Genomic DNA, 13,071 nt, shown 5'->3' with positions numbered 1-13,071 from the left:
ACCAGCACCTATCTAAAGGCGTAGCTCAGCCCAACGCCATAACGCCAAGTATCAACAAGGGCCGGCGCTTCCTCGCCACTGTATAGACCCCAGCTCTCGTCGGTTTGATAACGCTCTGCATCAGCGTTAACAGACCAGTTACCAATCTCGTAGTTCACTCGCAAGCCGTAAGAAAAGGCCCCGAACGAAGACAACCGATAGTCATCCGAAAAATAATCGCTGTCGTTGTCGTCATTTATCACTACAGAAAAGAACTTCGCCCTATCCTGCGTGTAATATCGAATGAACGGTGCCACTGTTATGTCCTGTCCAACGTTTTGGATCCATGCGACGTCAAGAGTCTGTGATGCGATGTCCCAGTCATCATCAAAATACCGATAATCCACATGCAGTGCAGCATTTTGCTCAGCAAAAAAATGACGGTACCCTGCACTAGCGGTCCACTCCTTGCGTTCATCCGGACGGTTATCCTTATACTTGTAGGGGTCCGTAAGATAACCGTCGCGATAGGTATAGCTAAGCCCAAAACGCACCAGTGCGCGTTTACTGATAATACGCGATACCCCTATCCAAGCCGAGCGTATGTCCTTAGTGGCTGACAATGTATTGGTCGGATAGGTTCCCTGAGTCGGCGTGATATCATCATCAGATGCACTCAATGAGCCGCTGTAGGTGGTCAACCCATCTTCACTGTTAAGCGAACCATCTAGGCTTACCGATTTAGATTCGTAGTCGTCCTCATCGGAATAGGTATAGTTAACACCGGCGGTGCCGCTGTCAAAATAGTAGCGGGTAGTAACGCTCACTTCAGTCCGCGTATCCTCGATACTGGCTCCACTCATCACAACCTTTGGGTCACCGTCACCGTCGCGAATTTCGCCAACAAACCAGGGTGAGGCGCCGCTCATATCCTCCCACCCCACATCTAAAGCAACAGACCAGTCATCTGACACGGGCGCCAACAGATGGAACTGGGCCACATCAATGTCCATTCTCTCGCTGCGTACCCCGTTAATGGTCTTTTTAGCAGATAGATCGTCTTCCTTATATTTACTGTAGCGCATACCTATTTCAGTAAATTCCGGCGGTGCATCGGCCATAGCGCTCTGATAAGCAGGCAACAAAAATGCGCTCGAAGTGAGTGCAACGAGTGTCTTATTGAGATCGTCCTTACGAGATGGCATCAGTTACACCCACAGCCGCCGCCAGCCGCTCCCGTGCCGCCAGACGAAGCTTCCTTACTTGCGTAAACCTGATTACGCAGCCGCGATTCCATCACATTAGGCTGCCACTGCATTTCATCTTTAGAAAGGATCCCACGCTCCCACGGCTGCACTGTTTCGCAGCCGCAAAGCACGATAACCAATAAAATTCCTGTCATAAATTTTAGAATTATTATTCTCCTAGCAGCTTAACAATTTCGGCCCGCAATTGATCACCATCACTTTTTCTAAAGCCCTGATGTATTTCGCGAACCACGCCCTCTCGGTCGATAAGATAGCCCGTAGGCATCCCCAGAATTCCGTAAGCTTGTGGCGAGACACCCTCCGCATCACGCACCACCAAATAACTCACCGGAATATCAGACAGGAACTGCTGGGCATCTGCTTCCACCTCATCCACATTTATAGCCAGCACCTCAAACCCCTCCGGGCCCAACTCGTTTGCCAGTTTTTCTAAAATTGGGAAGGAGACACGACAGGGGCCACACCACGAAGCCCAGAAATCCAAATAGACAACTTTACCGCGTAACGAATTAAGACTCACATCTTCACCGCCAGACAGTGACGGCAAACGCACGGCGGGCGCCTCTTGTCCCACAACTGCTCCGGCTGCGTGAGCCCACAATGGCAGACAAAGAAACACTCCCAATATTACTTGGCGAAATACACACCAACATCGAGACGGAATAGAGGATAAGAACATTAATTTACTGAACGGTTTGCTGAGCATATTGAAATTCACACATTATTTTATAAAACGCATCGACATTAGCATAGTTTGGAGCCAAGGTCAGCATCCTGAATAGTACAATAAATGTTCGGACTTTTTGCCTGGGCTTGTCAGGACAGCAACTCGTCGACTCTCATCAGAACAGCCACTAACTCACTGCTGGAAAGACCCGTCCCGCGATAATATTCTTCTGCCATTGGCGCGATACCGCAGCCCTGAGGCAGCTCTCGCCCGTCCCTCAGCATCGCGTAAAGTGTGGGTAAAAAAACAAACTGTAACCACTGTGGCAGCGTTAGTGTATCCACGCAAAAAGGCTGATCGGAGACCAGGGCGGAGGGCTCAGGAGACGCTTTTTCCCATTGCCCAAGCTGACGCAGCTGAGCCTCAATATCGATAAGTGATTCCGCTATTTGAGTATTCATACCTACCTCAGGTGTCTGGTAAGGCCAAGCGATCAAAAGCTGTCTGGTAGACCATCTACTCTAATGGTATTTAATATCGCAGGGGCTTTATCGAAAACAATAAAGCCTCTGGAACAGCCCAAAGGTCATCGTGAATATACTGGTTTTCAATGACCTCCGCAGACAACCCGTTCGGCAGTCTTCAAGCTCTGTGACGTTAAACTATAGCGTCCGCACGAGGGTATCGCCAGCAGGCAGAGATTTTACGATATCGACGATAATACCTGACAAATGAGACATTCCAGACAACTCTTCAATATTGTCGCGACCATCGCCTGCAAGTAAATTTGAGTTTACGCCCGGATGTTGCTGCGCATGCCGTAAGCCATCAGCATCTTCGTGCCCCCAGCACTGCGGAATTGCCACGGTACCAGGCATCATCTCATCAGTGATTTTTGCCGGAATAGTTATTTTCCCAAACTTCGAGGTAACATCGACTAGTTCCAAGGTATTTATACCGATGCGGTCGGCGTCTTGAGGGCTGAGATAGGCGTAGTTGGTGCCGTCCTTCACCAGTCGAGGGGAGTTTGCAGACGAGCTGTTCATGCGTTTCACCTCACGCTTGCCAATCAGTTTCATTTTACCCAAGCTGTTTAACTCTTCCTGATAGAGATCCTCGATAGCGCTGTTAAATCGATCCACATAGGGTTGTGGTGCAAGGTCAACCAGACCGTCCTCGGTCAGCACCCTGTCAGTACCGAGAAAATTGTCACCCTCATTATCAGGCAGGCGAATGCCGTGGGGGTGATCGTTCAGCATGCTTTTGAGGCTTGGTTGGCCTGCCTTTTTCAGCATTCCATTGATTATCAGCTCTGGCACCTTGATAAACTCAAAGCGCGTATAAGCAAATTTTGCCGCCAGTTTGAGAAATCCGCTCATAAATTTATTATCGAAGAGCGTGACACCCAGCTTGTCTGCTAGGCGCACATAGATCCACCATTCGTGGCGCACTCCGGGAGGCGGCTCCAGCGCGGGCCCTGAGGCATACAAATACGGAGTTGCCGTGCAGCCGACAAAGGACTGCAAAGCATAAGGCATGCCGCTGCGCTCCATCCATGTGGTTGCGGGCAATATGTAGTGCGCCAGGTTACCTGTTTCATTACGAAATAGGTCTACGCTCACCAGCAGGTCCAATTCGCTCATCGCCCGCTGCAGGCGTCCATCCGGATTGCCACACGCTAACAAAGGATTCGAGGCCTCAACGATCATACCTCGCACGTGTCCATTGAGAATATCATCGGCGACCATACCCGCAGCCTGCTGCCCACTCACAGTAGGGAGATCATCTTCACGGTGAAAGCCCAGCTTCATTTGTGGGTCGTCTTTTGCTTGGCTTGCGAAATCAATAATACCCTCACCGATCAAATTGCCGCCTTTGCGGTCGAAGTTGCCGGAGATGGCACTGATCGATTCCAGCAGCCAATAGCACAGTGTGCCGCTGCGACCCTGATTAACACCGGTCGCCATATTCAGTGCCGCGGCGCCCGCGCTCACATAGCTGTCTACCAGATCGATGAGAGCAGATGCAGAGATGCCGGTAACCTTTGCTTGTCGCTCCGGTGTCCATGGCGATACGGTTTGTTTCAGCGCATCGAAGTTCTTCATGGTTCTTTCAATGCGCTCATGTGCCACTGCATCGCGCTGAATGATCTCATTGCAGAAGGCGGCTAAGAAATACACATCGGTATCGGGGCGAATAAATAGGTGCTCGGCGTTACCCGCACTTTCGATTCGTCGGGGGTTAATAAATACAACCCGGCCGCCGCGCTGAATAATACCTCCAAAACGTTCACGCGAGCGGGGCAAGTGATAAAGGGTATTGCCAGAGATAAGCGGGTTGGCTCCGAGAATCATCATAAATTGGGTATGGTCGACATCCGGATAAGCCAGCCGCATCGGTGAGCCATACATATCGCCATTGACACGAAACTTATTCATGGTGTCGCAGGTGCCAGTGCCATACATGCGATTTGAGCCCAGCCCTTTGTACAGTTCACCCCTGAATATGGGTGCTAGTAAATTTGCACCACCAGGCGCTCCCACAAAGTGGCTGACCGATTGCGCTCCATGCTCTCGCTTAAGCCGTGCCATTTTATCGGCAATTTCTGTTAAGGCCTGGTCCCAGCCAATGGACTGCCATTCATTGCCTACACGCTTCTGTGGTTCTGTTATGCGATCTGGACTGTGTTGCACCGAATCAAATTTGGTGCCCTTAACACACGCATAACCTTGGGTGACAACATGGTCGTTGTCTGGCCGAATGTCGACAATCTTGTTGTTTTCTACGTCTACTTCAAGGCCACAGAAAGATTCGCAGAGGGAGCAAAACGTGCGTTTTGTGGTGACCATTTTCAGCATCCTCAATGTAGGGTCGACGGCGTTAAAGCCGCTTGACAGCTAGATTTCGAAACATTACCGTATGCTATACGCTAAATCAAGCGATGGCGATATCGCCGTAAACCAGAGGTGAGTCATGGCCACTAACACAGCACTTGTAAAGCGGGGTCGACCACCGCGAATGTCTCGTGAGCAGGTGCTTTTGGCGGCCTTAAGCCTACTGGAAAACGGCATCTCAGAAGTGTCCGTAAACGGTGTTGCCCGCCAATTGAATGTCGCGCCAATGTCCTTGTATACCCATATTCAAAACCGCGACGATCTTTTGCTAGGCGTATCCGAGTTGGTTCTAGCCAGGCTGACATTGCAATTGACGGCTCCTGATTGGCAAGGCAAAGTCAGGCAATGGGTGTCGCAAGTACAGACTCACTTCAGCTTATACCCGCAAATAGCCAAGTTGGTCGGTGAACGCCGACAGGTTTCCAGCCAATGGTTACGCATACAGGCACAACTGGTAGGAGTGCTCGAACAGGCCGGTCTTGAAGACGAGGAATTAAGCAGCGCGTCTTCAATATTGAGCCAAGCCATTGTTATGGATTGCATTTTAGCCGAAGCCTATGGCGACAATATTGCTGCCTTGGTTGCCCCTGAATTACAGTACTTAAGCCGCGAAGACACGCGCCGTATTGAGCTAGTGCTGCGAAACTCCCCACCCGGCGGACAGAGTCTATTACCCTTTGTTCTGGAGCAACTCCTGTTGCGCGCTGCCACCGCTAGTAATATAAAAAGGATTAAAGATGTCTGACAATATTGAAACGCTGCGAAGAATTTGTCCTACCTGCGAAGCCTGCTGTGGCCTGATTATGCAAGTGGACCGCGATCAAAAAAAAATCGTGTCCATAAAGGGCGACCCTGACGATCATCGCTCAAAAGGCTATGTGTGCGCAAAGTCACAGGCCTTCAATTACATCTATGAAGATACCGAGCGCTTGCGCCACCCCGTGAAAAAAACCGCAGATGGTTGGCAGGAAATCTCGTGGGATGAAGCGCTTGATACCATTGCGGCGAAGTTCTCCCACATCCGCGATACACATGGAAAAGATGCGCTGTCGATATACGTTGGCAATCCACTCGGGCATGACTTTGCCGCAGGTGTCTACTTGCAAGCACTGATGACGGCAATTGGCACCGAACGTTTTTTCTCTGCCGGCACCGTCGATCAGATGCCGCAGCAGCGGGTTTGCTGGGGCTTAATTGGTCACGAGTGGTTGTTCCCCGTCCCAGATTTATCGCGCACAGAACTGTTTATATGCATGGGTGCAAATCCTCTTGTGTCGCAGGGCAGTATTCTAGGCACACCGGATGTCAAGCGTGCCATGATGGATATTCAGCAGCGCGGTGGTAAGTGTGTGGTGATTGATCCACGCCGGACGGAGACGGCAGAAGCAGCCGATCAGCATCTATTTATTCAGCCGGGCACTGATGCTTACTTCTTGATGGCCTTTGCGAATACCCTGTTTGAAAGAAATGACATACAGCTAGGACATTTGTCAGAGCACATCGATAACGTGGATGAGCTGCGCCGAGCGGTGGCCAACTACACGCCAGAAAGCACGGCTTCTTTGACCGGTGTCCCCGCCGAGACATTACGTCAATTAGTCACGGATTACTGTGCAGCAGAAAAAGCGGCGCTTTACGGTCGCATCGGACTGTGTACGCAAGAATTTGGACTTGCATCACACTGGATGCTAATGGTGATCAGCCTACTGACTGGTAATTTTGACCGCGAGGGTGGCATGATGCTGGCCACGGCACCCACAGGTGGCTTCGGGCCCGGCGGCGCGGGCGACATTAAACCCTACGGGCGCTGGCATTCTAAGGTGCGGGGAGTACCTGAAACCTGCGGTGAGCTTCCAGCATCGTTGATGGCCGAAGAAATCACCGCACCCGGCAATGAGGTACGTGGCTTATTAACGATTTGTGGCAACCCGGTATTGTCTGTTCCGCGCGGCGATAAGATCCACAAGGCTCTCGACACGCTCGATTTTATGGTGGCACTGGATATTTATGTCAATGAAACGACTAGCCAGGCAGACATAATCCTACCCAGTACCGTCCACCCCGAGCACAGTAATATTGATGTTACCTTCCAGAACTTCACCACTAGAAACTACCTATCTTTTTCACCTAAGACCTTCGAGCCCGCTCCTGGCCTTAAAGACCTTGGCGAAATTATCTTAGAGTTGGCCGCGCGCATGTCGGGGCTGAGTCGCGACGAGATGGATGGCTTCGTCTACCAGGGCATGATCGATATGGTCATAGAGCGGGCTGAAGAAGATGGCTATTCACTAAGCGCTGATACGATCAATGAACAGATTAGCGGTGACTCGTCTCCGGAGCGCTTCGCTGACTTAATGATTCGAAGTGGGCCTTATGGAGATCAATTTGGACACCGTAAGGGTATATCGTTACAGGCGATCAAGGACCACCCGCAAGCGTCCATGGACCTTGGGCCACTGCAGCAGCGCCTTCCCGGTATATTACGCACGCCGGGCAAGCGCATAGATCTGATGCATGAAGTCTTTGCAAATGATTTGACTCGCCTGCAGCAACGATTTGAAGACCGGTCAGGGCAGAATGCCCAGGCCGACAGCGGTAATGATATGCTGCTCATCGGTCGCCGCCATGTCCGTGATATGAATTCCTGGCTGCACAACCTGAAGCCGTATATACGCGGCAGTAATCGTTGCACCGCAAAAATCAATCCTGCCGATGCGGAGCGTCTTGGACTCAAACATGAGGCCGATGTAAAGGTAGTATCGAACGTAGGCGAGGCGGTAATACCGGTAGAAATATCCGACGAGATGATGCCCGGTGTGGTGAGTATTCCGCACGGTTTCGGGCATGTTTATACAGAATCAAAACAAAGTAACGCTGCGTCTATTCTGCCCGGTATAAGTTGCAACGACCTCATAGACGAATCGTTAGATGAGGCCTCAAGCACCTGTATTGTCAATGGCGTGCCGGTTCAGCTATTTGCCGTATAAGGAGATCTCGGTTTATCCCAGCTCACGCGTAAATGGCGGCAGCGAATCGAGAATATCGCGGCCGTAACGTCGAGTCAGAATACGTCGATCCATCAACGTGACTCGACCACTGTCCTGTTCTGTGCGCAGCAGCCGACCGCTGGCCTGAACCAAACGCAAGGCTGCGTCCGGCACACTGATTTCCATAAAAGCATTGCGGCCCTGCGCTTCCACCCACTCTGCCAAGGCGGCCTCCAGCGGACTGTCTGGCACTGCAAAGGGGATTTTGGCTATCACCACGTGACGGCAGTAATCTCCAGGCAGATCTACTCCCTCTGCAAAACTAGCCAGACCGAAGATGACGCTACCGCGCCCGCCATCGATCGCCTCCTTATGCCGACGTAAAATTTCCTGCTTACTGTAGTCCCCCTGCATCAATATTCGACCACTGAACTCTCCGCTGACCCCTTGATAGACGTCCTGCATTTGCCGGCGCGAGGAAAACAGGACCAGACTGCCCTCATTCTGGTCCAAAATATGGGGGAAGCGCTCAATAAGGGCTTCCGTGTGAGCCTGTGCGTCGCCGGGGTCGCAGTCCATGGCAGGCACAATAAACGTGGCATTGGCATAATTAAAGGGGCTGGCCACCGCTTTGTAATTGGCGTCTGATGGCGCACCGGAATGGAGTTTGAAGCGATCAAATGAATTGAGTGCGGTAATTGTGGCCGAGGTCACAATCACGCCGGCAGCCTTTGACCATAAACAGTCTTGCAGGATCTCCGCTGCCAAGACTGGACTACAGCGCAGCTCAAAGCCCGACTGTCCCGCGTTATTCATCTGCGTGATCCAGCGCGCCTTCGGCGGTAACTCGCCTTCGCCGCTCACCGCATACTCCAGCCACAAGGTGAGGGCAGCATCCACGCGGCCCAACATGCCGCCAACGTTGATGTGCCAGGTGTCTATTTCCGATTTGTCCAAGCCGGCAAAATCATCATCCAGCGCCTCTTCAAGCATCGTCTCCAGGCGTGAAAGGACACTACTCAACTTCTGGAATTGACCTACGAGTTCTGCCGCTACGGGGATCAATGTAGCGGGCACCAGTCCGTGTTCTAGCCGCAATTGTTGCTCATCCCGCCTGTCATCGAATTCAGCTTCTTCAAACAAGGCTGCTACAGTCTGCTCAGCCACATGCAGTGCAGCAACAGTTTGCTCCATTTCTGCGGGCAAGGTCTGCAACAGCTTCTGTACACCGTCAATGGCAACCAGTGCAGGTGCTGAATGCGCCAGCGACTTGGCACTGTCCTGCAACCACACTATGGTGGTATGCAGCCGGCAGAAGCTCGCAAAGTGCGACAGCGCTTTATCGGGAAGATGGTGGCCCTCGTCAAACACATAAATGCTTTCTTCCGGTGGTGACAAAATCGCACCACCGCCGAGGGCGAGATCCGCAAGGACAAGATCATGGTTGGTGACGATAATGTCTGCATTTTGCAACTCGTCTCGGGCATGAAAGAAGCTGCACTGACTAATATTGGGGCAGCGCCGACCACTGCATTGACTGTGATCTGTGGTCACGCCAAACCAGACTTGCTCGCCGATACTATCGGGCCAGTTGTCCCTGTCGCCATCCCACTCCCCTCGACCCAGAGCATCGAGCATAGCGTCGTAAGTGGGCAAGGCCTCTGCCAAAAGCGGCGCACCAAACCCGTCGGGGTACAACGGGATCAGGGATGACTCTCCCTGACTGTCCGCCATCATTCGATCGAGTTTTGATAGACAGACATAACGTCGTCGCCCCTTTGCCAGAGCAAAAGTGAAGTCCATGCCGCTGCTTTGACGGATGTCCGGCAGGTCCTTGTTAACGAACTGTTCCTGCAGGGCAATTGTCGCGGTGGCAACCACCAGACGTTTGCCGAGAGCCCGAGCCATGGTGATCGCCGCGACTGCGTATGCAATCGTTTTGCCGGTCCCGGTACCCGCCTCGATGACACAAACGGCAGGCAGGTCGCTGTGATTTTCTCCCGGGGGAGGAATGCGAGACAACGTATTGGCAATCTCCGCAATCATCTGCCGCTGTCCCCAGCGCGGAGTGAGAGATTTGCTCTCCACAATCGCGTTATAGGCCTCGCGGATGCGGTCTTTTAGATCCTCGTTCAGCAAGACGTCGGCGAGCGGTCGGCCAGCGCCAGTTTACTGACCACCGCATTGGCATAGATACCCAGCGCGAAGGGACGATGCGCTTCCGGCATAGCCGCGATGCGAGCATCAAAAGCCGCCTCACTGTAATCCCCCTCCTCCACATGGAACTTTGTGGACATTAGGGCATTGCCTCCATATAGCCGACGGTAGGCATAAAGATTGGTAGGGTGCAGGCAATACTGAGTGATAATTTGTCTATCAACCTCGCTTGCAACCGCATCTGGCGTATTCAGGTTGCCGCCCAAAGGGGTGCCAAAAGAGACGTGGACGCGGCCTTTCTCACCAGCGATACCCTTAGCAATCGAGGCGACGTCCTCCTGTTCGGCTTTTTCGTAACTGCCCTTGGTCGCTTTTTCAAATAATTCTTTGGCCTTCATAGCATCACAGGGATCAAGTTCATAGGATACGGCGACGGGCACAATACCTAGACCCTCGATATGCTCACCGAAGTCACGCTGACTTTTGTCACGACTCATGGATAACATCTTTATAATAACCGGTTCTGTGCGGTCAATACCGTCCTTTGCTCGCCCTTCTCGCTGGGCGATCCAAACCGGCGAGTTCTCCAGCAGCAGCGAGTGTTGAATATAGTTGGCCAGCGTTTTGGATGCGGCCAACAATTCTCGCGGGCCATTGACTGAACGCCTGACAATGAAGCTTTTGTTTAACCTCATTAAGTCTGAGACCCAGGGCTTGGTCAGCAGATTGTCGCCGATGGCAATCCGCGCGGTCTCATAACCGCCACGGTGCAGCGCATAGTTAGTAAAGGCAGGGTCCATCGCAATGTCACGGTGATTACTCATGTAAAGGTAGGGGCGCACAGGCTTAAGCTGCTCTAAGCCTGATACGCTGAATCCGCCCGTGGCGCCTTCAATCATCCGCGTCATATAGCGTTCGATAATAACTTGTATCGACCGTACGTCCGACACGCCACGCACTTCACGAGCGAGCCGATAACGCACAAACAAGCGCACCAGCCCGGGCATAAGGGAGGCCAATCGACCCAGTCGATACGTTGCTAGAGCACCCAAAAACTCCGGATTATCAAGCAAGCGCGACAGGACGGCCGCCACCTCTCCATCTCTGTAGGGCCGGATATCTACAAAAGGATCGGTCAAGCCAGTCTTCTCAATTCACCAAAGATCCACAGCATACTCAAGACCACCAAAATTCGTCACAAGGTTCACGGCTCCTAGGTTGATAGCCAGTGCCATTTAAAGAGACAAAACATCACGCCTAGCACCCTCCAACCCACCGTGGCGGCGAGTATACTACAGCTGCAGCATGTTGCGCCCAGTCAGGCGCAATATCTGGCCTCAATACAGATCAGAGCAATTAACCAAACCACTGTAGCCCAGTGCAAAGTGATGTGGGCGGATATCTGGCCTATCGCGGGGAACCTGTCAGTGCGTTTACTTAGAGGCCACGCAAAAGGCTTTGCCGCTGGATCTTATTGCACGTTAAAGCCACCCTCTAACCTCACCACGTTACCAATAGAGACATTAAAGATCATTAATGCGGCCAAGCAAAATATCGCCAAAACTCTATATACTTGTTATTATTCAATTAGTTGTAAATATAATGACAACTCAAACAAAAAGACACTGTTACGATAATACCCAAATAGTTACTAAATCGTAACTGATCTAACATCAGCCATAGACCGTACAATGTGACTTCAAGGCCCGCTCTTCGACCACAGTTGCAGATCGAGCCGATCACCCTCAGCGAGTAGACAAGGATTTGTAATGAATATATTGAAATTTGCAGCGACGGCGGCTTTGGTAATCTTTTCCGCCCACAGCTTTGCTGCCAAGCCTACCAGTATCGTATTTGAGTCAAATGCCGCAACCACTGATGGCATTGCCTATGCGAACTACACCGTGAAGTGTTCCAATGGTAAACGCGCTGACCTAACGGCCTGGAACAACCGGGGCAAATGGTGTGTTGGTGATGCAAGCAGCACAGCCTGCGAGAAGAAGCAGATCAAAGCCGCCAAAACCGCGTGCAAGGCGTCTTAATCTTAGCCTTGATGCCGTAAAGCCGCCACGACTATGGTGGCGGCTTTGCCTTTTTCAAGCGTTAATCTAGATAACGTGCTCGCAACTGAGCGACTTCGGTAGACCCCATACCCAGCGCCTCCTCCAGATAAACCTCTATTGACGGATAGTTTTGTGTGATCGCCATTAGGGCGCGAGACAAATAATCCTCATGCACCTCCAGCATTGGCAAAATGGATTCAGTCTCCATCTGCTGCATCTGATACTTTTGCCGCAAGCGGTCGATCTCCTGGTGAGGGCTAAAGAACCGCTTGGTAAGCATGTAATCTTGCATCACGACTTCCTGCGAGACTCCCAGCGCCAGGAGAATGACCGCTGCGGCAAAGCCGGTACGATCCTTGCCCGCGGCACAGTGCACCAAAAATCGGGCGTCTTCCACATCCAATATCTCGCGGAACATTTGGGCGTATGTCTCGCTCTGGGCCTCGGCAAAATCTCTATTGATCTCCACCATAAAATCGAACATGGCCTGCCGGTCACCGAATTGACCTCCCACTTGCTCAAAAAATTGCGCGTTACTGCCGGGACTAATCGGCAAGCTCGCTATTCGCGGGGGATTGCTTACGGGCAACCTGCTGGGGTCAGCTTCCTGCTCCTCTAGGCGCCTGAAATCACAGACCAGATCAAGCTCCAGGGTAGCCAGCAATGCCACATCCTGGTCACTCAAATTCGACAGCTGGCCGGAGCGGAACAAAAAACCCCACTTCACCAAACGCCCGTCGATAGTGCGGTATCCACCAAAATCTCTGAAGTTTGGCGTTCCCTGCATCCCCAGTTTACGCTCTGCCGCTAATACTTCAGTGCCGTGCTGATCACGCACACGAAAAAAATGGCGGCTCGCGGGTGCGAGACCTGACACGCGAGCCTGTTCGGTATCAGCATCGTAATGCGCTTGTGCTGCGCTACTGGCTATAACCGGCTCAACCGTGACTTGGGTATCGGGCTGACTGGCCCGCCACTCTATATAATAATCACCGTCTGACTCACGCCAGATGTGTACTGCATTTGAAACCAACATGATCTAGAACAGACCTCTTA

At 52.0% G+C, this 13,071-nt stretch carries 11 protein-coding genes; 3 read left to right on the top strand and 8 right to left on the bottom strand.

The window, feature by feature from the left end:
- Positions 1-8: 8 nt before the first annotated feature.
- The 5 genes from ABXT62_RS01955 to ABXT62_RS01935 all read right to left on the bottom strand — a co-directional run bounded on the left by ABXT62_RS01955 (position 9) and on the right by ABXT62_RS01935 (position 4,763).
- Positions 9-1,184, bottom strand: coding sequence for a DUF3570 domain-containing protein (locus ABXT62_RS01955; protein WP_415356873.1), 1,176 nt, complete (start codon positions 1,182-1,184; stop codon positions 9-11).
- Complete coding sequence (locus ABXT62_RS01950) at positions 1,184-1,381, bottom strand: DUF4266 domain-containing protein (protein ID WP_415356872.1); 198 nt, start codon at positions 1,379-1,381, stop codon at positions 1,184-1,186. The genes ABXT62_RS01955 and ABXT62_RS01950 overlap by 1 nt, the downstream gene beginning before the upstream one ends.
- 14 nt (positions 1,382-1,395) lie before the next feature.
- Positions 1,396-1,821 (bottom strand): TlpA family protein disulfide reductase, encoded by a 426-nt coding sequence (locus ABXT62_RS01945; RefSeq protein WP_415356871.1) that lies wholly within the window; start codon positions 1,819-1,821, stop codon positions 1,396-1,398.
- 242 nt (positions 1,822-2,063) lie between these two features.
- Positions 2,064-2,375 (bottom strand): YqcC family protein, encoded by a 312-nt coding sequence (locus ABXT62_RS01940; RefSeq protein WP_415356870.1) that lies wholly within the window; start codon positions 2,373-2,375, stop codon positions 2,064-2,066.
- A gap of 201 nt (positions 2,376-2,576) precedes the next feature.
- Entirely contained in the window at positions 2,577-4,763 is a 2,187-nt protein-coding gene (locus ABXT62_RS01935; protein ID WP_415356869.1) for a molybdopterin-containing oxidoreductase family protein, read from the bottom strand.
- A 124-nt stretch (positions 4,764-4,887) separates the two neighbouring features.
- Here ABXT62_RS01935 and ABXT62_RS01930 point away from each other — a divergent pair, with 124 nt between their 5' ends.
- Together ABXT62_RS01930 and ABXT62_RS01925 are read left to right on the top strand one after the other, a co-directional pair.
- On the top strand, positions 4,888-5,553 hold the full coding sequence (locus ABXT62_RS01930) for a TetR/AcrR family transcriptional regulator (protein ID WP_415356868.1): 666 nt from the start codon (positions 4,888-4,890) through the stop codon (positions 5,551-5,553).
- Positions 5,546-7,795, top strand: coding sequence for a molybdopterin-dependent oxidoreductase (locus ABXT62_RS01925; protein ID WP_415356867.1), 2,250 nt, complete (start codon positions 5,546-5,548; stop codon positions 7,793-7,795). The genes ABXT62_RS01930 and ABXT62_RS01925 overlap by 8 nt, the downstream gene beginning before the upstream one ends.
- A gap of 12 nt (positions 7,796-7,807) precedes the next feature.
- Here ABXT62_RS01925 and dinG read toward each other — a convergent pair whose 3' ends face one another.
- Together dinG and ABXT62_RS01915 are read right to left on the bottom strand one after the other, a co-directional pair.
- Positions 7,808-9,934 (bottom strand): ATP-dependent DNA helicase DinG, encoded by a 2,127-nt coding sequence (gene dinG / locus ABXT62_RS01920; RefSeq protein ID WP_415356866.1) that lies wholly within the window; start codon positions 9,932-9,934, stop codon positions 7,808-7,810.
- Positions 9,928-11,091 (bottom strand): 1-acyl-sn-glycerol-3-phosphate acyltransferase, encoded by a 1,164-nt coding sequence (locus tag ABXT62_RS01915; protein ID WP_415356865.1) that lies wholly within the window; start codon positions 11,089-11,091, stop codon positions 9,928-9,930. Before ABXT62_RS01915 ends, dinG begins: the two co-directional genes overlap by 7 nt.
- Before the next feature lie 630 nt (positions 11,092-11,721).
- Here ABXT62_RS01915 and ABXT62_RS01910 point away from each other — a divergent pair.
- Positions 11,722-11,994: a hypothetical protein gene (locus ABXT62_RS01910; RefSeq protein ID WP_415356864.1), complete on the top strand. Its 273-nt coding sequence runs from the start codon at positions 11,722-11,724 to the stop codon at positions 11,992-11,994.
- Positions 11,995-12,055: 61 nt separating this feature from the next.
- Here ABXT62_RS01910 and ABXT62_RS01905 read toward each other — a convergent pair whose 3' ends face one another.
- Positions 12,056-13,051 carry a tyrosine-protein phosphatase gene (locus ABXT62_RS01905; RefSeq protein ID WP_415356863.1) on the bottom strand — a complete coding sequence of 332 codons (996 nt, stop codon included), beginning with the start codon at positions 13,049-13,051 and terminating at the stop codon, positions 12,056-12,058.
- Positions 13,052-13,071: the final 20 nt, after the last annotated feature.

It is taken from the genome of Halioglobus sp. Uisw_031 (assembly GCF_047729875.1).
Lineage (GTDB): Bacteria > Pseudomonadota > Gammaproteobacteria > Pseudomonadales > Halieaceae > Marimicrobium.
The sequence above is the reverse complement of the archived record's forward strand: the minus strand, read 5'-3'. Positions and strand labels throughout refer to the sequence as shown.

Excerpts from the sequence above, each read along its gene's own strand:
- ABXT62_RS01955 (WP_415356873.1), bottom strand. The coding sequence starts at position 1,184 with ATGCCATCTCGTAAGGACGATCTCAATAAGACACTCGTTGCACTCACT.
- ABXT62_RS01950 (WP_415356872.1), bottom strand. The coding sequence starts at position 1,381 with ATGACAGGAATTTTATTGGTTATCGTGCTTTGCGGCTGCGAAACAGTG.
- ABXT62_RS01940 (WP_415356870.1), bottom strand. The coding sequence starts at position 2,375 with ATGAATACTCAAATAGCGGAATCACTTATCGATATTGAGGCTCAGCTG.
- ABXT62_RS01935 (WP_415356869.1), bottom strand. The coding sequence starts at position 4,763 with ATGGTCACCACAAAACGCACGTTTTGCTCCCTCTGCGAATCTTTCTGT.
- ABXT62_RS01930 (WP_415356868.1), top strand. The coding sequence starts at position 4,888 with ATGGCCACTAACACAGCACTTGTAAAGCGGGGTCGACCACCGCGAATG.
- ABXT62_RS01925 (WP_415356867.1), top strand. The coding sequence starts at position 5,546 with ATGTCTGACAATATTGAAACGCTGCGAAGAATTTGTCCTACCTGCGAA.
- ABXT62_RS01910 (WP_415356864.1), top strand. The coding sequence starts at position 11,722 with ATGAATATATTGAAATTTGCAGCGACGGCGGCTTTGGTAATCTTTTCC.
- ABXT62_RS01905 (WP_415356863.1), bottom strand. The coding sequence starts at position 13,051 with ATGTTGGTTTCAAATGCAGTACACATCTGGCGTGAGTCAGACGGTGAT.